Here is a 21,282-nt window from a genome sequence, read left to right on the forward strand (position 1 = left end):
CGTTAGAGAGCAATACCATGGAATCCGCCGCGCCAACTCCGGTCAGTGGTAGCGGCGTTTTCCAGCCCCCCGCTTCCTGTGTCCTGCCCCTTGATTTTGGCAGGCTGAAGAACATCGTCAGCGCCTACCTGCGTCCCGAGGACGTGGGGCGCATCGAGGCTGCCTATCACTTTTCCGCCGACGCCCATGAAGGGCAGATGCGGATCAGCGGTGAGCCCTATATTTCCCATCCGGTTGCCGTCGCCGAGATTCTCGCCGGCTGGAACCTGGACGCCCAGGCCCTGTGCGCGGCCCTCCTCCACGACGTGATGGAGGACACCCACATCACCAAGGCCGAGATCGCCGAGCGTTTCGGGCGGACCACGGCGGAACTGGTGGACGGGGTCTCCAAGCTCGATAAGATCGAGTTCCAGTCCCACGAGGAGGCGCAGGCGGAAAACTTCCGCAAGATGCTGCTGGCGATGGCCAGCGACCTGCGGGTGATCCTCATCAAGCTGGCCGACCGCCTGCATAACATGCGCACGCTCGACTGCGTGCGCCCCGACAAGCGGCGCCGCATCGCCCGCGAAACGCAGGAAATCCACGCCCCGATCGCCAACCGGCTGGGCCTCAACAGCCTGTACCGGGAGCTGCAGGAGCTGGCTTTCAAGCATCGCTACCCGATGCGCTACCGTGTGCTGTCCAAGGCCATTCTGGCGGCGCGGGGCAACCGGCGAGAAGTGGTCGGCAAGATCCTCGCGGCGATCGAGGAACGCCTGCCCCAGTGGGACATCCAGGCCGACGTGCGCGGCCGTGAAAAGCACCTCTACAGCATCTACCGCAAGATGGCGGAGAAGCGCCTGACCTTCTCCCAGGTGCTCGACATCTACGGTTTCCGGGTCATCGTGCCCGACGTGCAGACCTGTTACCGTGCCCTCGGCGCGCTGCACGCGCTGTACAAGCCGGTGCCTGGCAAGTTCAAGGACTACATCGCCATTCCCAAGGCGAACGGCTACCAGTCGCTGCACACCACCTTGATCGGCCCCTTTGGTACGCCGGTGGAAGTGCAGATCCGTACTCAGGAGATGAACCACATCGCCGAGAGCGGTGTGGCCTCACACTGGCTGTACAAGGAAGACGAAAAGACGCTCACCGAGCTGCAGCATAAGACCCACAGCTGGCTGCAGTCCCTGCTCGAACTGCAATCCACGTCCGGTGACTCCAGCGAATTCCTGGAGCACGTTAAGGTCGATCTGTTTCCCGGCGAGGTGTATGCCTTCACGCCGAAGGGCAAGATTTTCGCATTGCCGCGGGGTGCTACCGTGGTGGACTTCGCCTACGCGGTGCACACCGACGTCGGCAACCGCTGTGTGGCGGGGCGCATCAACGGCGAGCTGATGCCGCTGCGCACCGAGCTGCACAACGGCGACCAAATCGAGATCATCACTGCCGCCCACGCCAGCCCCAACCCGGCCTGGCTGTCCTATGTGCGGACCGGCAAGGCACGCGCGCAGATCCGCCACTTCCTGAAAAATGCCCAGCAGGAAGAAGCCTCGACCCTCGGCGAGCGCCTGCTCAACCAAGCCCTTCGCCTGCACGGCCTGACCCTCGGCCAGGTCAGCACCTTTGCGTGGGAGCGCTTCCTGAAGGAATTCACGCTGAACAACCGCAAGGAGCTGATGACCGACATCGGCCTCGGGCGGCGGCTGCCAGCCATCGTTGCGCGGCGCCTCGCCGAGATCCAGGACATGGAGTCCGGCCGCGCCGACGTGGTCAAGCCCAAGCCCGCCGGAGCGATCCTGATCCGCGGCACCGAAGGCGTCGCCGTCCAGTTGGCGCGCTGCTGCCGGCCGATCCCGGGCGATCCTATCGTCGGCATCATCCGCAAGGGGCAGGGGCTCGAAGTGCACATGCACGACTGTCCGCAGGCCCGCAAGCTGCGTAGCGAGCGGGACCGCTGGATCGATGTGGAGTGGGAGGCGGCCACCGACCGCCTGTTCGACGTGACCCTGCGCCTGCTCACCCAGAACGTGCGGGGCGTGCTGGCCAAGGTCGCCAATGCGATTGCGGAGCAGGACTGCAATATCCAGAACGTCAGCACCGACGGCGATCAGGGCGCCTATTCCACCATCTACATCACGGTGCAGGTGACCCATCGCCTGCATCTCGCCAAGGTCATCCGCGGGATCCGCAACATTCCGGAGGTGGTCCGCATCAACCGCCTCAAGGGCGACCAGAAGGGCAGCTGAGGCTGCTAGAATCCACGCCGCTTATCAAGGGAGATCCACATGGCAGGTTACGAATCCGAGCACACCAAGTTCATGCGCGAATGGATGGAGAAGCATCCTGAGCAGGTCGAGGAGCAGAAGAAGGGGCGTGCCCTGTGGTGGGACAAGCCGCAGGATCTGGAAACCCAGCGTCAGTACGCGGCTGGCCGCGTCGCCCAGAAGCCTTACCCCTACTCAACCGAAAGCTGAGCGGGCTTTGCTCGCTCCCAAACTTGCTTTCATCGACGTAGAAACCACCGGGGCAAACCCGGTGGAAGACCGGGTCACCGAAATCGCGATCCTGCGGATCGAAGATGGTGAGCTGGTCGAGCGGTGGTCTACCCTGGTCAATCCCGGGCGGGCCATTCCGCCGAACATCCAGAGTCTGGTCGGCATCACCGATGAGATGGTGGCCGCCGCGCCGCCTTTCGCCGAAGTGGCCGATCAGGTTCGTGCACTGTTTGCGGACTGCATCTTCGTTGCACACAATGCGCGCTTCGACTACGGCTTCATCAAGAACGAGTTCCAGCGCCTGGGTCAGACCTTCGAGGCGCCAGTGCTGTGCACCGTGAAGCTGTCCCGTGCCCTCTATCCCCAGCATCACCGCCATGGTCTCGATGCCCTGATCGAGCGTCATGGACTGGTCTGTTCGGCCCGTCATCGCGCGCTCGGTGACACGGAAGCCTTGCTCCAGTTCGTCAGCCAGGCGGCGGAGAGCTTCGAGCGCAGTGTGCTCGATGCGGCGATCATCAAGGCAATGAAGGCGCCGAACCGGCCTGCTGGTCTGCCCGAGGGGGTGCTCGAGGGCCTGCCAGAAGGGCCAGGGGTCTATCTCTTCTACGGCGAGGGCGATGCGCCGCTGTTCGTCGGACGTAGTGTCAGCCTGCGCTCACGGGTGATGAGCCACTTTTCGGGCGACAAGCTGAAGGGGCGGGAAGCCAAGATTGTCCAACAGGTCCGTCGTGTGGATTGGCGGGTGACCGCCGGGGAGCTGGGAGCCCTGTTGCTCGAGGCGCATCTTGTCCGTACCGAGAAGCCGGCCGAGAATCGCCAGCCGGCGGATTCCTCCTCGGTGTTCGGGCTGCGCTTCGACCCGGCGCGCAGGCGCGGCCCGGTGCTGCAGCGGGAGGTGTTGAGCGGTGGAGATCCCGCTGGCTGGGAACATCTTTACGGTACTTTCCGGACCCGGAAAGAGGCCGACAACGCATTGCGGGAGCTGGCCGGCCTCTACAAGCTGTGCCCGCGCCGGATCGGCCTCGAGCCCTGGAGCGAAGGAGCATGTCTGGCGCACCACGCGCGTCGATGCGCAGGTGTCTGTGCCGGCAAGGAAAGTCATGTCCAGCACGACGAACGGCTGCTGAAGGTGCTTGAAAGCCTGCGTCTCAGGCGTTGGCCATGGCCGGGCGCGGTGGTAGTGCGGGAGCATCACGCCGATACCGGGCGCAGTGCGGCGCACGTGGTGGACCAGTGGTGCCTGCTCGGCAGCGTCGATGACGAGGCGGCCTTGGGGGGCTTGCTGGAGGCTCTGCCGGCGCGCCGTTTCGACCCCGATATCTATCGCATCCTGGTGCGCTGGCTGGAGACGCCGGCGGGGCGGGCGGCGGTGACGCCGCTGGGCTGAGATATAGCGTTTGGCATGCGGGGGCGAATGAATTGAATTCGCCCCCGCAGCTATTCAGCCCCACGGATGGGGCCGAATAGCTGCAATGCCTCAGGGCAGGGGGCGTTCGCCGGCGAGCAGGTGGGCGAGGGTTTCCCGGTCGCGGATGACGTGCACCGTGTCGCCGTCCACCAGGATCTCGGCGGCACGGGGGCGAGTGTTGTAGTTGGAGCTCATCGTCATGCCATAGGCGCCGGCCGACAGGATCGCCAGCAGGTCGCCGGTTTCCACTGACAGGTCGCGGTCGTGGCCGAGGAAGTCGCCGCTTTCACAGATCGGGCCGACCACTTCGTAGCGGGTTGCGGGCACCGCGCGGGGCGCCACTGCGACGATCTCATGGTAGGCGTCGTACAGCGCGGGGCGGGCCAGGTCGTTCATTGCAGCATCGATGATCGCGAAATTCTTCTCGACGCCCGGCTTCAGGTACTCGATACGGGTCAAGAGCAGGCCAGCATTGCCGACCAGCGAGCGGCCCGGTTCAAAGCACAGGGCCTCGTCGCGGCCGGCGAAGCGCTCCAGCAAGGGCTTGAGGTATTCGGTCGGCGTCGGCGGTTCCTCGTCGCGGTAGCGGATGCCAAGGCCGCCGCCCAGGTCGATGTGGTCGAGCTTGATGCCTTCGCGGGCGAGCTGGTCCACCAGGCCGAGGATCTTGTCGGCCGCTTCGGCCATCGGCGCCGGATCGAGGAGCTGGGAGCCGATGTGGCAGTCGATCCCGCTGATCTCGATGTTCGGCAGCTTGGCCGCCTTGCGGTAGAGGTCGAGGGCTTCGGTGAAGGCTACGCCGAACTTGTTGCTGCGCAGGCCGGTGGAAATGTACGGGTGGGTGTTCGGATTGACGTCCGGATTGACGCGGAATGCGATCGGCGCGCGCTTGCCGAGGCTGGTAGCCACTTCATTCAGGCGGTCCAGTTCGGCAGCGGATTCGACATTGAAACAACCGATGCCCGCCTCCAGCGCGTAACGCATCTCGGCGACGCTCTTGCCTACGCCGGAGAAGATCACCTTGCCGGGGTCACCGCCGGCAGCCAGCACGCGCGCCAGCTCACCGCCCGAAACGATGTCGAAGCCGGCGCCCAGCTTGGCAAACACCGACAGGATGCCTAGGCTGGAGTTGGCCTTGACCGCGTAGCAGACGAGGGCCTTGCGCAGGCCGAGGGCCCGTTGGTAAGCCTCGAAGGCAGCAGTCAGCGCGGCGCGGGAGTACACGTAGGTCGGGGTGCCGAAGCGCTCGGCGATGTCGGCGAGGGCGACCCCTTCGAGGGTCAGGCCGGCGGGGCCGGCGGCGAGCGTCGGCACGGGCAGTGCGGTGGTCATTTGACTGAATCCTGGGGAGCGGGTTTGTTATGATCGCCGCCCGGCGCCGGGATGGCGTCGGCAGGCTGCGGAGCCGGCTTGGCGGCAGGCTTGGGTGCTTGCGGGAGGTACAGCGGCCCCTTGATGCCGCAACCGGCGAGGGCGAGCAGGCCGCAGGTCGCGGCGGTGATGGCGATGGTTCGCATGGCTTCCGCGCAAAAACTGGAATGTTAACAGAACAACGGAGGGGTCGATGGACGAAGCAGATTTCAACGCCTTGGCGGATGCCGAACTGGAGCACCTGGAAGGCTTGCTGGACGCCTGTGAGCTGGATTTCGACTATGAGGTGAAGCCGGGCGGGGTTTTCGAGCTGGAGTTCGACAATGGCACCAAGATCATCGTCAACCGGCATAGCGCTGCGCGGGAAATCTGGCTGGCCGCCAAGTCGGGTGGTTTTCACTTCCGCCCGGACGGCGGGCGTTGGCTGGGTACGCGGGATGGAGCAGATTTCTACGCGGTGCTGTCCCGCTGCATGACCGAGCAGGCCGGCGAGTCGGTCAGCTTGCAGGGCTGACCGGCTCCTGGGGGGGGGGGCTAGTTGCGCGGGGCCTCTTCCGCCGGCGGGCTGGTGGGCTCCTGCGGGGCTTCCACTGGTGCGGCCGGCAGGTTCTCCTTGTAGATCAGCTCTTCGGTGGCACTGCCTTCCGGCTGGATGCGGATCAGGCCGTCCGGCGGGGTCGGATAGCTCTCGGGCACGCCGTCGAGGGCCTTGCGCATGTAGTTGATCCACATGGGCAGGGCCGCCGCGCCGCCAGTTTCGCCGCTGCCCAGCTTGCGCGGCTGGTCAAAGCCGATCCACGCTACCGCGACGACGGTCGGCTGGTAGCCGCAGAACCAGGCGTCCACATACTCGTTAGTGGTGCCGGTCTTGCCGGCCAGGTCGCCGCGCTTGAGGACCAGCGCCTTGGCCGCCGTGCCACGGCGGACCACGTCCTTCAGCATTGAATCCATCAGGTAGGCGTTGCGCTCGTCGATGGCCCGCTCGGCGGTTTCGCCGGCGACCGGTGGATCGACCCGGGCCAGTACCTTGCCGGTTTCGTCCTGAATCTCCTTCACCAGATAGGGCTCGACCCGATAGCCGCCGTTGGCGAATGCCGAGTAGCCGCGCAGCATCTGCCACGGCGTGACGGAGCCGGCGCCGAGGGCCATGGTCAGGTAGGCCGGGTGGCGCTCAGCGTCGAAGCCGAACTTGGTGACGTAGTCCTGCGCGTAGCGTGGTCCGATGGACTTCAGCAGGCGGATCGAAACCATGTTCTTCGAGCGGGCCAGCGCCGAACGCAGGGACATCGGCCCGTCGTACTTGCCGTCGTAGTTCTTCGGTTCCCAGGCCTGGCTGCCGGTTTCCCCGGCAGGGAAGGAGATCGGGGAGTCGTCGACCACGCTGTTGGGGCCGTAGCCCTTTTCGAAGGCCGCCGAATAGATGAAGGGCTTGAAGCTGGAGCCCGGCTGGCGCCAGGCCTGGGTGACGTGGTTGAACTTGTTGCGGTTGAAATCGAAACCACCAACCAACGCGCGGATCGCGCCGGTACGCGGGTCGGCGGCGGTCAGGGCGCCTTCGACCTCGGGCAACTGGCTGATTTCCCAGCGGGTGTCCACGCGTACCACGCGGATGATGGCGCCCGGTCGGATGCGCTTGTTGGGTGGAGCCTTGTCGCTGAGCATGGCGGCGGCAAAACGTAGGCCTTCGCCGCTGATGCGGATCGTCTCGCCGTACCGGTAGGCGGTGACGCTGCCGTTGCCTGCCTGGGTCACGATGGCAGCCTGCAGATCGTCGTAATCCGGCGTTTCGGCCAGGACTTCGTCCATCGCTTCGGTCTGCTCAGTGCTGGTCCGGGTTGGGTCTACGTAGCCTTCGGCACCCCGGTAGCCGTGGCGCCGGTCGTAGTCCATGATGCCGCGGCGCAGTGCCCGGTAGGCGGCCTCCTGTTCGGCCTTGTTGATCGTCGTAATGACCTTGATGCCGCGTGTGTAGGCTTCTTCCTTGAACTGCTCGAAGGCGATCTGGCGGGCCATCTCCGCCACGTAGTCGGCGCTGCCGCCGAAGTCGGCCGGGCCAGTAACGACTTTCAGTGGTGCATTGACGGCTTGCTGGTGTTCCGTCTCGGAAATGAAGTCCAGTTCGGTCATGCGGCGCAGCACGTACTGCTGGCGCAGGGCCGCCCGCTTCGGATTGACCACCGGGTTGTAGGCGGACGGCGCTTTCGGCAGGCCAGCGAGCATTGCCGCCTCCGGAACATTAAGTTCGTGGATGGATTTGCCGAAATAGGTCTGGGCGGCGACGGCGAAGCCATATGCACGGCGGCCCAGATAGATCTGGTTGATGTAGACCTCGAGAATCTGGTCCTTGCTGAGATTCTGTTCGATCTTGAACGCCAGCAGGATCTCGTAGAGCTTGCGGGAATAGGTCTTCTCGCGGGTCAGGAAGAAGTTGCGCGCCACCTGCATGGTGATCGTTGACGAGCCCTGCCGCTTGCTGCCGGTGACGAGGTTGGCCCCGGCGGCGCGCAGCACACCGACGAAGTCGACGCCGGAGTGCTGGTAGAAGCGGTCGTCCTCGGCGGCCAGAATGGCGTGCTTGAGGACGGCAGGGACATCCTGGATCCGGATGAAGGCGCGGCGCTCCTCGCCGTATTCGCCGATCAGGGCGCCATCGGCGGTATAGACGCGCAGCGGAATCTTGGGGTGATAGTCGGTCAGGGCCTCCAGCGAGGGGAGGGTTGGCCAGGCAAAGGCCACGGCCAGGGCTAGGATGGCGAGGCCTACGGCCAACAGGCCGATGATCGCGATGAAGGGGTAGAGTACCCAGCGCATACGGGGGCGGCGAGCGGAAGAAAGTGCCGCATTATACGAGGAGGGCCAGTTTGTCGCCTGATATGCAATCGGCTATCCTGCCGGGCCTTACCTTTACACTTGTCATGGTTGTTGTTAGGATCTCAAGTAGTTTGTTGGTATTGCGTCTAACATAAAGAAAATTCAGGACTTTTTGTGATTGACCTCTCCTTTTTGAGCCCTCGGGCGCGCCCTTTGATCGGAGTCGACATTTCGTCGTCCTCGGTCAAGATGGTGGAATTGTCCACCGTCTCGGGGGGCGGCTATCGGGTCGAGCGGTACGCCATTGAAGCGCTTCCGCGGGAGGCGGTTTCCGATGGCAACATCGTCAATCTCGAAGCTGTCTCCGATGCCATCCGGCGTGGCTGGCGACGGCTCGGGACGGCGACCCGCTTCGTGGCGCTGGCCTTGCCTGCATCGGCGGTCATCACCAAAAAGATCATCCTGCCGGCAGGCCTGCGCGACCAGGAGCTGGAAGTGCAGGTCGAGTCGGAAGCCAACCAGTACATCCCCTTCGCCCTGGACGAGGTGAATCTCGATTTCCAGGTCATCGGTCCGGCTGCCTCCAACGCAGACGAGGATGAGGTTCTGATCGCCGCATCCCGCAAGGAAAAGGTCGAGGACCGGGTGGCGGCGGCTGAGGCTGCCGGCCTCAAGGCGCTGGTGATGGACGTCGAGTCCTACGCTTCCCTGGCGGCCTTCGAGCTGGTCCAGGAGCAGTTGCCCGACCGGGGTGAGGACAAGATCATCGCGCTTGTCGATGCCGGCGCCAATGTCATGAACGTGTCGGTCCTGCGCAATGGGAACCAGGTTTATGCACGGGAGCAGGCTTTCGGTGGCTTTCTGCTGACCCAGGACATCATGCGCCATTTCGGCATGTCCCTCGAGGAGGCAGAGAGCGGCAAGCGCACCGGCTCTTTGCCGGAGAGCTACGAGTCCGATCTGCTGCGTCCCTTCATGGATGCGATGGCGCTGGAAGTGTCGCGGGCCCTGCAGTTCTTCTTCACCTCCACCCAGTTCAATCAGGTGGACCATATCGTCCTCGCCGGTGGCTGTGCGGTTATTCCAGGTCTTGCCGAGACCGTTGCCGGGCGTACCCAGGTGGACACCCTGGTGGCCAATCCGTTTGCAAACATGAGTCTTGGATCCAAGGTGCGGCCCAAGAATCTTGCCGCGGATGCCCCAGCCTTGCTGGTCGCCTGCGGTCTGGCCCTGCGGAGGTTTGATTCGTGATCCGTATCAACCTGCTTCCCCATCGGGAAGAGAAGCGCAAGGCGCGCCGGCAGCAGTTTGCGCTGTTTGCCGCGTTGGTGGCTATCGCCGGTCTGGTGGTGTGGTTCATTGGGCACTCGGTCCTTGCCGGCTACGTGGACAGTCAGGATGCGAAGAACGCATTCCTCAAGCAGGAAATAGCCGCGCTCGACAAGGAAATCGTCGAGATCAGGGGATTGCGCGAGCAGGCCGAGGCGTTGCTGTCCCGCAAGCAGGTCATCGAGTCGCTGCAGACCAATCGTACGGAAACCGTACAGTTGTTCAACGAACTGGTTCGCCAGATGCCGGAAGGCGTCTATCTCAAGACACTCAAGCAGGCCGGGCTCAAGATCAACCTCACGGGCTATGCCCAGTCAAACGCTCGGGTTTCCACGCTTATGCGCAACCTAGAGGCGTCGCCCTCGCTTGAACATGCCGACCTGGTCGAGGTCAAGGCGGCAATCCTCAATAATCGCCGGGTCAGTGAGTTCAATCTGAATGTGAGCATCGAGCGGGCCAAGGCGGACGATGCCGGCAAGCCCAAGGCTGGCGGGAGTGCTGCTGCGGGAGGCAAGCCGCAATGAGTCTCAAGGAGTCGATCGAAAAGCTTCGGACGATGGATGTCCAAACCCTGGCGAGGGAGTTCCAGGGACTGGACCCCAACGATCCCGGCCAGTGGCCCCTGCTTCCCCGGATTGCGACCCTGCTTGCGATTTTCCTGGCCATTGTCGCCGGGGGGTGGTGGTTCGACTGGAGTGACCAGCTGACAGCCCTGGATTCGAAGGAAAAGGAAGAGCTGACGCTGAAGGACGAATGGCTGTCCAAGAAGCGCCAGGCGGTCAATTTGCCCGAATACCGGAGGCAACTGGCCGAGATCGACCGGCAGTTCGGTGCCTTGCTGAAGCAGTTGCCAAACCGTTCCGAGATCGAATCCCTGCTGGCAGACATCAACCAGGCCGGCCTGGGGCGTGGCCTTCAGTTCGAGCTGTTCAAGCCGGGCTCCGAGGGTCTGAAGGACTTTTACGCGGAATTGCCGATCGCCGTGCGGGTGACGGGGAACTACCACGACCTCGGCGAGTTCGTCAGCGATGTGGCGCAGATGCCGCGGATCGTGACCCTGAACGACATCGCCATCGAAACACTCAAGGAAGGCAACCTGAAGTTCGATGCGACGGCAGTGACCTATCGTTATCTGGATGACGAGGAAGTCGCCGCGCTGCGCAGGGAAAAGGCCAAGGAAAAGGCGCGCAAGTGAAGATCATGCGACTGACTCTGATGGTGCCTCTGTTGGCTTCGGTGCTGCTCACGGGCTGTAGCGACCAGCAGCAGGACTTGCGCGACTGGATGGCCGAGGCATCGAAAGACCTCAAGCCCAACCTCAAGCCCTTGCCTCCGATCCGCCAGGCTTCCGTGGTGACGTATCAGGGGAGCGGCCTGATTGATCCGTTCAAGCCGGCAAAGCTGGAGCCGGACAAAAAGTCGGCCCTGTTCACCCCCGACGCCAACCGGCGTCGGGAGCCCCTCGAGGCCTATCCGCTCGAGTTGCTCCGGATGGTCGGCGTGATGATGAAGAAGGGGCAGGTCCACGCAATCATCGCAGTGGACAAAACGCTCCATCAGGTCAAGGTTGGCAATTATCTCGGGCAGAACTACGGGAAGATCACGGCCATCACTGAATCCGACGTGAGCTTGAAGGAACTTGTCGAGGACGCGAGCGGTGAATGGACCGAGCGCATCAGCACGCTCCAGTTGCAGGAGCAGGCGCCCCAGGAGGCGAAGAAATGAAAATGAGACCATGTGGGCTCAGCTTTGGTGCATTGGCGGTTGCGGCCTGTCTCGGTGGTCTTCTGCCTGCGCAGACCGTATTTGCGCAGAGCGGTCAGGCCGTGGATGTCGTGCCGGCGGGTAATCGGATCGAAAAGATCATGGCTGTGGAGCAGGGCGGCAGCGTCGTGCTCAAGCTCACGCTCGCCAAGCCTCTGGCCGCCATGCCGGCGAGTTTCAGTGTCGCGAATCCGGCGCGCATCGCGTTCGACTTCCCGGACACTGCAAATGCGCTTGGGCGTAACAGCCAGACGCTCAATGCCGGTGATCTGCGCAGCGTCAATGTCGTGCAGGTTGGAGACCGCACCCGCCTGGTCCTGAACCTGTCCCGCGTCTATCCCTACGAGACCCGTCAGGAAGGTAATGATCTCCTGATCACGCTGGCCACCGGGCAGATTCGCGAGGCCACCAGTTCGCTTGCGCAGCAGAGCACCCAGTTTGCGCCGGCAGCTGTCGGGCACGAGGAAAAGCATGCCATCCGTGACATCAACTTTCGCCGCGGTGCCAATGGCGAGGGGCGGCTGGTGGTCGATCTGTCCGATCCGAATGCGGGTATCGACATCCGCCAGCGCGGAGAGAGCCTGATCGTCGATTTCCTGAAGACCGATGTGCCCGAGCAGTTGCGTCGCAAGCTCGATGTGCTGGATTTCGGTACGCCGGTCTCGTCGGTGCTGACCCAGACCCAGGGGGGCAATGTACGCATGACGGTGACGCCGCGGGGGCTGTGGGAACATAACGCCTACCAGAGCGACAACCAGTTCGTGCTTGAGGTCAAACCGGTCAAGGAAGACCCGAACAAGCTGACCCAGGGTTCCGGCAAGGAGCGCTTCTCCGGTGAGAAGCTGTCTCTCAATTTCCAGAATATCGATGTGCGTTCCGTGTTGCAGGTGATCGCCGACTTCACGAACTTCAACATCATTACCAGCGACTCCGTGCAGGGCAACCTGACGCTGCGCCTCAAGGACGTGCCCTGGGATCAGGCCCTCGATATCATCCTGCAGGCCCGTGGCCTGGACATGCGCAAGAACGGGAACGTGATCTGGATCGCTCCGCGGGACGAACTGGCCGCGCGTGAGAAGCTCGACCTGGAAGCCAAGGCCCAGGTTGGGGATCTGGAGCCGCTGCGGACCGAGAGTTTCCAGATCAACTACCACAAGGCGAAGAGCGTTGCGGAGTTCCTGAAGAGCAAGGATCAGTCCGTGCTGTCCAAGCGCGGTAGCGCTTCCTTTGATGAGCGCAGCAACAAGATCTTCGTCAGTGACGTGCCGTCTCGGCTTGAGGAAATCCGCCGCCTGATCACCGAGGTGGATGTCGAGGTCAGGCAGGTCCTGATTGAGGCGCAGATCGTCGAGGCCACCGATACCTTTGCCAGCAATTTGGGCATGCGTCTCGGCTTTGGTGCCAAAACCGGCGGGCAGATCGGCACTACTTCTGGTGGCGTGCCGATCTTCCGCAACACCATTGGTAGCGGAAACCTGTCTTCGACGGGCTACCAGGCTGGCCAGATTTCGACGATTCCCGACTTCAACAACAGCCTCGGTGTCAATCTGCCGGCGTCGCAGATCAACAACAAGTCGGTCGGTGCATTCTCGTTCGCCCTCTGGAACAGTGCCGCGACACGCTATATCGATCTGGAGGTTTCGGCCCTGGAGGCTGATGGTCGTGGCAAGGTGGTTTCGCGACCGCGCGTCATGACCGCGGACAAGGCGGAAGCCCTGATCGAACAGGGGACGGAAGTGCCCTACCAGACCCAGTCCGGTGGTACCGCCTTCCCGACCGTCAGCTTCAAGAAGGCGAACCTGGCGCTCAAGGTGAAGCCGCAGATCACGCCTGACGGCAAGGTGATGATGTCGCTGGAGGTCAACAAGGACCAGCCTCGCTATGACCAGCCTGTTGCCGGTAATAACGTACCGATCGATACCAAGCACGTGAAGACGGACGTGGTGGTCGAAAATGGTGGCACCGTCGTGATTGGCGGGATCTACATCCAGGAAGTCGGGAATAACACGACCAAGATCCCATTGCTGGGAGATGTACCCGTGCTCGGGTATCTCTTCAGAAATACCGAGCGTAAGGACAACAAGACGGAATTGCTCGTCTTCATTACGCCTCGCATCATTAACGATCAGCTTGGGCTGAGATAGATTCGGCTTGAATGGGATTTCCAATGAGTAAACGCAACGCAGCGAATCCGTATTCGCGTTCTCCTCTCGTTATTTCTGGGCTTCTTGCGCTTTTGCTCGCCGGTTGCGGTGGAGGAGGAGGTGGGTCTGGAAGCTCCACGTGCCTTGCTTTCAATGCCAACGGGGTTTGTGTCAATGATCCGACGGCGCAAACGGCTACTCAGCTGACGCTGACGGTGGATACGCCGTCGATCCAGACCGACGGCAGTTCTACCGTGACCGTCAAGGCTGCGTTGAAGGATAATGCCAACGCGGTCGTAAGCGGTGGTGCGGTCAGTTTCTCGGCCGACTCCGGCACCCTCTCGGCTCCGAGTGCAACCACGGATGCGACGACCGGTGTCGCTACAGTCACTTTCAATTCCGACGACAGCAAGGCCAATCGTACGGTGACGATCACTGCGACTCACAAGTCGCTGGTGAAGACGATCACCGTTGCCATCCAGGGCACGCGCCTGGGTTTCGGTGGTGATGCATCGGGTGTGGTGGGTAAGCAGGTCTCAATGTCGATCAGCGTGCTGGACGGCGCCGGCAAGGCCATCGCGAACCAGGACGTGGCACTGACCTCAAAGCTGGGCAATGCAATCCCGGCCACGGTCAGGAGCAATTCCAGTGGCCAGGCGACGGTCACCTTTACGCCGACGGTCAGCGGGACCGACACCATCACGGCGACGGCTTTGGGCGCGACCGCATCGAAGGATGTGGCGATTTCCTCGATTGATTTCGCATTCACCGCGCCAGCGTCGGGCGTATCGATTCCGATCAACAGCTGCACGCCGGTGGTGGTGCAACTGTCCGGCGGGGTGTCCGCCAGCAGCGTCACCTTCACCTCGTCCCGTGGTTCGGTGTACGCCACCGCGGCCTGTTCGGCCGCTGCGGCAACCCAGACGGTTGCTTTCGCAGGGACCGCGGCGACCGCGTATGTCATGTCGCCTGGTGCTGGAGCGGCCACGGTTTCCGCGATCCTCAACGGCTCGCCGGCAGCCGGAACGACGGCCAAGCGCGATGTGAAGTTCGTTGCCCAGGTTCCCACCCAGATCGTCGTGCAGTCCGACCCGTCCACGCTTTCGCCGAACGGCACCGCTGCAGTCTATGCGGTGGTGAGGGATAATTCTGGCAATCCGGTTTCAGGTAGCACGGTGATCTTCACGGCGCCGAATGGTGGCGGTACTGCCAATCCTTCGATCGCCTATACGGATGACTCGGGCGTGGCGTCGACGACTTTCAAGGCCGATCCGAACCTCAGCGGCAAGGATGCTGTGCAGCTTGTAGCGACCGTCAATGGTACGAGTGTGACGGCCTCCTCCTCACTGACCGTAGCCGGCCAGGGGGTGAACATGGTGATCAGTACCGATAACCAGCTCGTGAAGGACTCCGATCCTCCGCGTTATCGCTCGGTGTGGGGGGTCTTTGTCACCGACAGTGCTGGCAATCCGATCAAGAATCAGGCCGTGACGATTTCGCTGCGCGGAGTGTCGTTCAGGAAAGGCCAGTTTACCGTTCCTGACGGTGCGACCAAGTGGTCGCCGGGGCCCACGGTGCTGTGTGTCGCGGAAGATGCCAACAATGATGGATTCTTCCAGACCGGCGAACTGGGTGATTACGATGGCGACGGCATCCTCGAGCCCAATGGTGCGGCGACCGTGATGCCTCCGATCGCGTCTGCCACGCAGGCGTCGAGCGTGACCGTCACCACCGATAATTCTGGCTCGGCGGCCTTCTGGGTGGTCTATCCGCCGAACTATGCTTATTGGACCAAGATCGAGCTGAAGGCGACTGCTGCTGTCGCAGGCAAGAACAATTTCGCGAGCCGTAGCTTTGATCTGCCCTACCCGGCGAGCGAAGTGCTGAATGTGGATATCTCCCCGTCGTTCCGGGATTCGCCGTTTGGCACGGACGTTGCCGGTGGCTGCAAGTCCCCTAACTGATAGCTGACAGTTCCCACCCCTCCGCCCCGCCCGGTGACGAGCGGGGCTTTTTCATGGTTATATGGCGGCATGCCTGAAGTGAATTTGCAGCGGTCCAGATGTGTCGTCCTGATCGGCATGCCCGGCTCCGGTAAGACCACCGTCGGTCGGGAGCTTGCCAAGCGTCTCGGCCTTCGTTTCGTCGATAGCGACCACGAAATTGAAGCCCGGACGGGGGTCAAGATCCCGACCATCTTCGAGATCGAGGGTGAAGAGGGTTTCCGCCGCCGAGAAACCCAGACCCTCGACGAGCTGACCACCGAGTCCGGGATGGTACTGGCGACCGGGGGCGGGGCTGTCATCAATCCCATCAATCGTGCCCTGCTGTCCGAGCGGGGTGTTGTCGTTTATCTCAATGTTCCACCCCACGTCCTGTGGGAGCGCACCCGTCACGACAAGACGCGTCCCCTGCTGCAGGTGCCGGACCCTAAAGGGCGGCTGCAGCAGCTGTACGTTACTCGCGACCCCCTGTATCGCGAGGTGGCCCACATCGTCGTCGAGGGCGGGCGTGGCACGCCGCACGCGATGGTGCGTCTGATTGAAAAGGAATTGCAGGACTTATGCGCACACTGAACGTCGAACTGGCCGAACGCAGCTACCCGATCCGGATCGGGACGGGCTTGCTGGCCGATCCGGATCTGGTCTTGCCCTATGTGAAGTCACGCCGCGTGGCGGTGATTACCAATGATGTGGTGGGGCCGCTTTACCTGCGCGGTTTCGTGGATGGCCTGAAGGCCCGCGGGCTGACTGTCACCGAGATCGTGCTGCCGGACGGAGAGGCACACAAGGATTGGGAGACCCTCAACACGATCTTTGATCGCCTGCTGTCCAGCCGCTGCGATCGCGGTACGACCCTGATTGCCCTCGGAGGGGGCGTGGTCGGTGACATGGTTGGCTTTGCTGCCGCCACATACCAGCGCGGCGTACCTTTCATCCAGGTGCCGACTACCTTGTTGTCCCAAGTGGATTCCTCTGTTGGGGGGAAGACCGCTATCAACCATCCCCTTGGCAAGAACATGATCGGTGCGTTCTACCAGCCGCGACTGGTGCTCGCCGATACCTCCGTCCTCCATACGCTGCCAGACCGGGAGTTGAAGGCGGGTCTGGCGGAGGTCATCAAGTACGGCTTGATCCGCGACTTGCCTTTCCTGGAGTGGATTGAGGCGAACCTCGAGCGTCTCCTTGCCCGCGATGCGGATGCGTTGGCGGAGGCAGTCGAGCGCTCCTGCCGCAACAAGGCGGAAGTCGTTGCGGCCGACGAGACCGAGCAGGGTGTGCGCGCCACTCTCAATCTGGGGCATACCTTCGGGCACGCCATCGAAACCGGGCTGGGCTATGGTGCCTGGCTGCATGGTGAGGCCGTGGCTGCCGGAGCGATCATGGCTGCCGACTTGTCGCGGCGCCTAGGCTGGTTGTCCGATGCGGACGTGGAGCGCGTGCGCGCCATTCACGAGCGGGCCGGCCTGCCGGTCAAAGGGGCGCTGTTGGGCGCGGACCGCTATCTCGAGCTGATGGCCCACGACAAGAAGGTCGCGGACGGCACCTTGCGGTTGGTGCTGCTGAAGGCGATTGGCGCGGCCGTGGTGACGGCCGAGGCGGGCCAGGCCGACATCCGCGCCACCATCGAGGCTTGCTGCTGAGCGCCCCGCCGATGGCCGAGCTGGCGCCTTACGCTGTCGTTGAGGCCAACTCCCGTGGCCGTCAGATTGCCGAGCCGCCGCCGGTGGCGCGCGGCGAGTTCCAGCGCGACCGCGACCGCATTGTGCACTGCACGGCCTTCCGGCGTCTGGAGTACAAGACCCAGGTCTTCGTCAATCATGAGGGCGACCTGTTCCGGACCCGTCTGACCCACAGTATCGAGGTCGCCCAGATCACCCGCTCGATCGCCCGAGCGCTGCACCTCAACGAGGATCTGGCCGAAGCCGTGGCGCTAGCCCATGACCTGGGGCACACCCCCTTCGGTCACGCCGGCCAGGATGCGCTGCATGCCTGTATGAAGGACTTCGGCGGCTTCGAGCACAACCTGCAGTCCCTGCGGACGGTGGATGTGCTTGAGGAGAGCTATGCCGACTTCAACGGCCTCAACCTGATGCACGAGACCCGCGAAGGCATTCTCAAGCACTGCTCGCCGAAGAATGCGGCCCTCCTCGGTGACATTGGGCGGCGGTTCATCGACGGGCGTCAGCCCTCGCTGGAGGCGCAGTTGGCCAACCTGGCTGACGAGATTGCCTACAACAATCACGACGTGGACGATGGTCTGCGCTCCGGGCTGATCACCCTAGAGCAACTCGATGCGGTGCCGGTCTTCCGCCGCAACCGGTTGGCGGTTGAGGCCGCCTATCCAGGGCTGGTCGGGCGGCGCCTGATCCACGAAACCATCCGCCGCATGATCAACATGATGGCGGTGGATCTGATTGAGCAGACCCGCAGCAACGTCGCGGCGGCGGGCGTGGCGTCCCTTGATGACGTGCATGCTGCGCCGCGCCTGGTGGCCTACAGCGAAGCCCTGCTGCCCGAGCTGCGCGTCCTCAAGGTCTTCCTGCGCGAAAATCTTTATCACCATTTCCAGGTGCTGCGCATGACCGACAAGGCCCGGCGCATCATCCAGGACCTCTTCGGGGCGTTCATGAATGACCCCCGCCTGCTGCCGCCGCAGTACCAGCAGATGGCCCGCGGCGACAAGCCCAGGGCGATCGCTGATTACATTGCTGGAATGACAGATCGATATGCGATGCGTGAACACCGGCGACTGTTTGCGGTCGGTGAGATCCACTGAGCCCCGCAAGGGCTTGTCGCGCCGCAAAAAAATCCTTGAAAACAGGGCTCTCGGAGCGGTATATTCGACCCTCGCCCAATGTGTTTGAACGGTCTCCTCGTCGGGATCGAGCGTAGCCGGCTGGCCGCGTGTCGCCGGCTTTTTCACGGTTCGGACGGGGCGATTTCCCGCAGTTTGAAGGTCCGGCGCGGTCTGTAAGCGGCGCCGGTGTGTGTTGTGTCGAGGAAAAACAAGATGGATCTTCCCCTGGAGCAGGGCCTTTACGACCCCGCCAACGAACATGACGCCTGTGGTGTCGGCTTCATTGCACATATCAAGGGCAACAAGACGCATGAGATCGTAAATCAGGGTCTCGAAATTCTGAAGAATCTGGACCACCGGGGTGCCGTGGGTGCCGACCCGCTGCAGGGCGACGGTGCCGGTATTCTGATCCAGATTCCGGACACGCTGTTCCGCGAAGAAATGGCCAAGCAGGGCGTCACCCTGCCGCCGGCCGGCGACTACGGTGTCGGCATGGTCTTCCTGCCGAAGGAGCACGCTTCCCGTCTCGCCTGTGAGGACGAGATCGAGCGTGCCACCCGTGCCGAAGGCCAGGTCGTGCTCGGCTGGCGCGATGTTCCGACCGATCCGGCCATGCCGATGTCCCCGACCGTCAAGGCCAAGGAGCCGGTGATCCGCCAGGTCTTCATCGGCCGCGGTCCCGACGTCATGGTTACCGACGCCCTCGAGCGCAAGCTGTACGTGATCCGTCGTCGTGCCGCCAACGCCATCGCCGCCCTCAAGCTGAAGCACTCCAAGGAGTTCTACACGCCGTCCATGTCGGCGCGTACGATCAACTACAAGGGCCTGCTGCTCGCTGACCAGGTTGGTCAGTACTACCTCGACCTGCAGGATGCGCGCTGCATTTCCGCGCTGGCCCTGGTGCACCAGCGCTTCTCGACCAACACCTTCCCGACCTGGCATCTGGCCCACCCGTTCCGTTACATCGCCCACAACGGCGAAATCAACACGGTGCGCGGCAACTACAACTGGATGCGTGCCCGCGAGAAGGGTACCCAGTCCCCGCTGCTCGGCGAAGACCTGCAGAAGCTGTGGCCGCTGATCTACCCGGGTCAGTCCGACTCCGCCGCTTTCGACAACGCGCTCGAACTGCTGGTGATGAGCGGCTATTCCCTGGCCCACGCGATGATGATGATGATTCCCGAAGCCTGGGAATCCCATACGCTGATGGATCAGAAGCGCCGCGCCTTCTACGAATACCACGCCGCCATGATGGAGCCGTGGGATGGCCCCGCCGCGGTGGCCTTCACCGACGGCCGCCAGATCGGTGCGACCCTCGACCGTAACGGCCTGCGTCCCGCCCGCTACCTGGTTACCGACGACGATTACGTCGTGATGGCTTCCGAATCCGGCGTGCTGCCGATCCCCGACGAGAAGATCGTCAAGAAGTGGCGTCTGCAGCCGGGCAAGATGTTCCTGATCGACATGGAGCAGGGCCGCATCATCGACGACAAGGAAATCAAGGAATCCCTTGCCGCCGCCAAGCCCTACCAGGAATGGCTGTCCCGCATCAACATCAAGCTCGACACCTGTGCTGCGCCTGCCAGCATCGCCGCGCCCGAGTGCGCCGCGTCCCTGCTGGACCGCCAGCAGGCCTTTGGCTTCACTCAGGAAGACGTCAAGTTCATCCTGGAGCCGATGGCCAAGACCGGCGAAGAGGGTACCGGCTCGATGGGTAACGACAGCCCGCTGGCCGTGCTGTCCGCCAAGGCCAAGCCGATCTACAGCTACTTCCGTCAGCTGTTTGCCCAGGTGACCAACCCGCCGATCGACCCGATCCGCGAACAACTGGTCATGTCCCTGGTGAGTTTCGTCGGCCCGCGCCCGAACCTGCTCGGCATCAACGAGATCAACCCCCCGTACCGCCTGGAAGTCACCCAGCCGGTGCTGACCTTCGCCGATATGGCGAAGTTGCGCGAGATCGCCCGTTACACCGAGAACAAGTTCCGCTCCGCCGAACTGGACATCTGCTACCCGCTGGCCTGGGGTAAGGAAGGTGTCGAAGCGCGCCTGGCCTCCCTGTGCGCCGAAGCCGAGAATGCGGTGCTGGAAGGCTCCAACATCCTGATCGTGTCCGACCGCAAGGTCAGTGCCGAGCAGGTCGCGATCCCGGCCCTGCTGGCCACGTCCGCCATTCACCAGCACCTGGTGACCAAGGGCCTGCGTACCCGCACCGGCCTGGTGGTCGAAACCGGCTCCGCCCGTGAGACCCACCACTTCGCCGTGCTGGCTGGTTATGGCGCCGAGGCGGTGCACCCCTACCTGGCCCTCGAAACCCTCACCGAGATGGCCCACGGTGATGCCGAAGCCGCCGAGAAGTACATCAAGCACTTCATCAAGGCTGTCGGCAAGGGCCTCATGAAGGTCATGTCCAAGATGGGCATCTCCACTTTCATGTCCTACACCGGCGCCCAGATCTTCGAGGCCATCGGCCTGCAGAAGTCGCTGGTCGAGAAGTACTTCACCGGCACCGCTTCCCAGGTGGAAGGCATCGGCGTGTTCGAGGTGATGGAAGAAGCCATTCGCCTGCACCAGGCTGCTTTCAGTGCCGATCCGGTGCTGGCCAACGCCCTTGATGCCGGTGGCGAGTACGCCTTCCGCATCCGTGGCGACGAGCACATGTGGACGCCGGACGCGATTGCCAAGCTGCAGCACTCCACCCGCAGCGGCAAGTTCGACACCTACAAGGAATACGCCAAGATCATCAATGATCAGGGCAAGCGCCACATGACGCTGCGCGGCCTCTTCGAGCTCAAGTCTGTCGGCGCCCCGGTGCCGCTGGAAGAGGTCGAGTCCGCCAAGGAAATCGTCAAGCGCTTTGCCACCGGTGCAATGTCCCTTGGCTCCATCTCCACCGAAGCCCACACGACGCTGGCGATCGCCATGAACCGCATCGGCGGCAAGTCGAACACCGGCGAAGGCGGCGAGGATCCGAAGCGCTTCATCCCGATCTCCAAGCCCACCAAGCTGTCCGAGCTGATCGGCGCGAGCCGTATCGAGCGCGACATCGAGCTGAAGGTCGGTGACAGCCTGCGTTCCTCGATCAAGCAGGTCGCTTCCGGCCGTTTCGGCGTGACCACTGAGTACCTGGTCAATGCCGACCAGATCCAGATCAAGATGGCCCAGGGCGCCAAGC

Annotated in this window: 17 protein-coding genes; 14 read left to right on the forward strand and 3 right to left on the reverse strand. The window is 63.0% G+C overall.

What is annotated here, in order from left to right:
• Positions 1-17: 17 nt before the first annotated feature.
• Genes ACE3RX_RS20870 through ACE3RX_RS20880 form a run of 3 tightly spaced genes read left to right on the forward strand, consistent with a single transcriptional unit; the run spans position 18 to position 3,867 of the window.
• Positions 18-2,228, forward strand: a complete 2,211-nt coding sequence (locus ACE3RX_RS20870; protein WP_374486897.1) for a bifunctional (p)ppGpp synthetase/guanosine-3',5'-bis(diphosphate) 3'-pyrophosphohydrolase — start codon at positions 18-20, stop codon at positions 2,226-2,228.
• 39 nt (positions 2,229-2,267) lie between these two features.
• A complete protein-coding gene (locus tag ACE3RX_RS20875; protein ID WP_374486898.1) occupies positions 2,268-2,456 on the forward strand; it encodes a DUF3460 family protein in 189 nt (62 codons plus the stop codon).
• A gap of 7 nt (positions 2,457-2,463) precedes the next feature.
• Complete coding sequence (locus ACE3RX_RS20880; protein ID WP_374486899.1) at positions 2,464-3,867, forward strand: exonuclease domain-containing protein; 1,404 nt, start codon at positions 2,464-2,466, stop codon at positions 3,865-3,867.
• A gap of 90 nt (positions 3,868-3,957) precedes the next feature.
• Here the strand turns inward: ACE3RX_RS20880 and lysA are convergent, their stop codons facing one another.
• A complete protein-coding gene (lysA, locus tag ACE3RX_RS20885) occupies positions 3,958-5,220 on the reverse strand; it encodes a diaminopimelate decarboxylase (protein ID WP_374486900.1) in 1,263 nt (420 codons plus the stop codon).
• Positions 5,217-5,405: a lipoprotein gene (locus ACE3RX_RS20890; protein WP_374486901.1), complete on the reverse strand. Its 189-nt coding sequence runs from the start codon at positions 5,403-5,405 to the stop codon at positions 5,217-5,219. The genes lysA and ACE3RX_RS20890 overlap by 4 nt, the downstream gene beginning before the upstream one ends.
• Before the next feature lie 47 nt (positions 5,406-5,452).
• Here ACE3RX_RS20890 and cyaY point away from each other — a divergent pair, with 47 nt between their 5' ends.
• Positions 5,453-5,773 carry an iron donor protein CyaY gene (gene cyaY / locus ACE3RX_RS20895; RefSeq protein ID WP_374486902.1) on the forward strand — a complete coding sequence of 107 codons (321 nt, stop codon included), beginning with the start codon at positions 5,453-5,455 and terminating at the stop codon, positions 5,771-5,773.
• Between the two features lie 20 nt (positions 5,774-5,793).
• Here the strand turns inward: cyaY and ACE3RX_RS20900 are convergent, their stop codons facing one another.
• A complete protein-coding gene (locus ACE3RX_RS20900; RefSeq protein ID WP_374486903.1) occupies positions 5,794-8,070 on the reverse strand; it encodes a penicillin-binding protein 1A in 2,277 nt (758 codons plus the stop codon).
• Positions 8,071-8,244: 174 nt separating this feature from the next.
• Here ACE3RX_RS20900 and ACE3RX_RS20905 point away from each other — a divergent pair, with 174 nt between their 5' ends.
• From ACE3RX_RS20905 to ACE3RX_RS20950, 10 genes are all read left to right on the forward strand, one after another.
• Positions 8,245-9,321, forward strand: coding sequence for a pilus assembly protein PilM (locus ACE3RX_RS20905; RefSeq protein WP_374486904.1), 1,077 nt, complete (start codon positions 8,245-8,247; stop codon positions 9,319-9,321).
• Positions 9,318-9,923 (forward strand): PilN domain-containing protein, encoded by a 606-nt coding sequence (locus ACE3RX_RS20910; protein ID WP_374486906.1) that lies wholly within the window; start codon positions 9,318-9,320, stop codon positions 9,921-9,923. Before ACE3RX_RS20905 ends, ACE3RX_RS20910 begins: the two co-directional genes overlap by 4 nt.
• A gap of 32 nt (positions 9,924-9,955) precedes the next feature.
• Positions 9,956-10,594 carry a type 4a pilus biogenesis protein PilO gene (locus tag ACE3RX_RS20915; RefSeq protein ID WP_374486907.1) on the forward strand — a complete coding sequence of 213 codons (639 nt, stop codon included), beginning with the start codon at positions 9,956-9,958 and terminating at the stop codon, positions 10,592-10,594.
• 5 nt (positions 10,595-10,599) lie between these two features.
• A complete protein-coding gene (locus ACE3RX_RS20920) occupies positions 10,600-11,124 on the forward strand; it encodes a pilus assembly protein PilP (RefSeq protein WP_374486908.1) in 525 nt (174 codons plus the stop codon).
• A 2-nt stretch (positions 11,125-11,126) separates the two neighbouring features.
• Entirely contained in the window at positions 11,127-13,307 is a 2,181-nt protein-coding gene (gene pilQ / locus ACE3RX_RS20925) for a type IV pilus secretin PilQ (protein ID WP_374486914.1), read from the forward strand.
• 23 nt (positions 13,308-13,330) lie between these two features.
• Entirely contained in the window at positions 13,331-15,271 is a 1,941-nt protein-coding gene (locus ACE3RX_RS20930; RefSeq protein WP_374486909.1) for an Ig-like domain-containing protein, read from the forward strand.
• A 69-nt stretch (positions 15,272-15,340) separates the two neighbouring features.
• Entirely contained in the window at positions 15,341-15,883 is a 543-nt protein-coding gene (locus ACE3RX_RS20935) for a shikimate kinase (RefSeq protein ID WP_374486910.1), read from the forward strand.
• Positions 15,871-16,950 (forward strand): 3-dehydroquinate synthase, encoded by a 1,080-nt coding sequence (aroB, locus tag ACE3RX_RS20940; protein WP_374486911.1) that lies wholly within the window; start codon positions 15,871-15,873, stop codon positions 16,948-16,950. Before ACE3RX_RS20935 ends, aroB begins: the two co-directional genes overlap by 13 nt.
• A gap of 11 nt (positions 16,951-16,961) precedes the next feature.
• A complete protein-coding gene (locus ACE3RX_RS20945) occupies positions 16,962-18,086 on the forward strand; it encodes a deoxyguanosinetriphosphate triphosphohydrolase (protein ID WP_374486915.1) in 1,125 nt (374 codons plus the stop codon).
• Positions 18,087-18,320: 234 nt separating this feature from the next.
• Positions 18,321-21,282 (forward strand): glutamate synthase central domain-containing protein (locus ACE3RX_RS20950; protein WP_374486912.1); only part of this gene is annotated, 2,962 nt, incomplete at its 3' end.

The sequence above is a fragment of the Zoogloea sp. genome (genome assembly GCF_041914405.1).
Taxonomy (GTDB): domain Bacteria; phylum Pseudomonadota; class Gammaproteobacteria; order Burkholderiales; family Rhodocyclaceae; genus Zoogloea.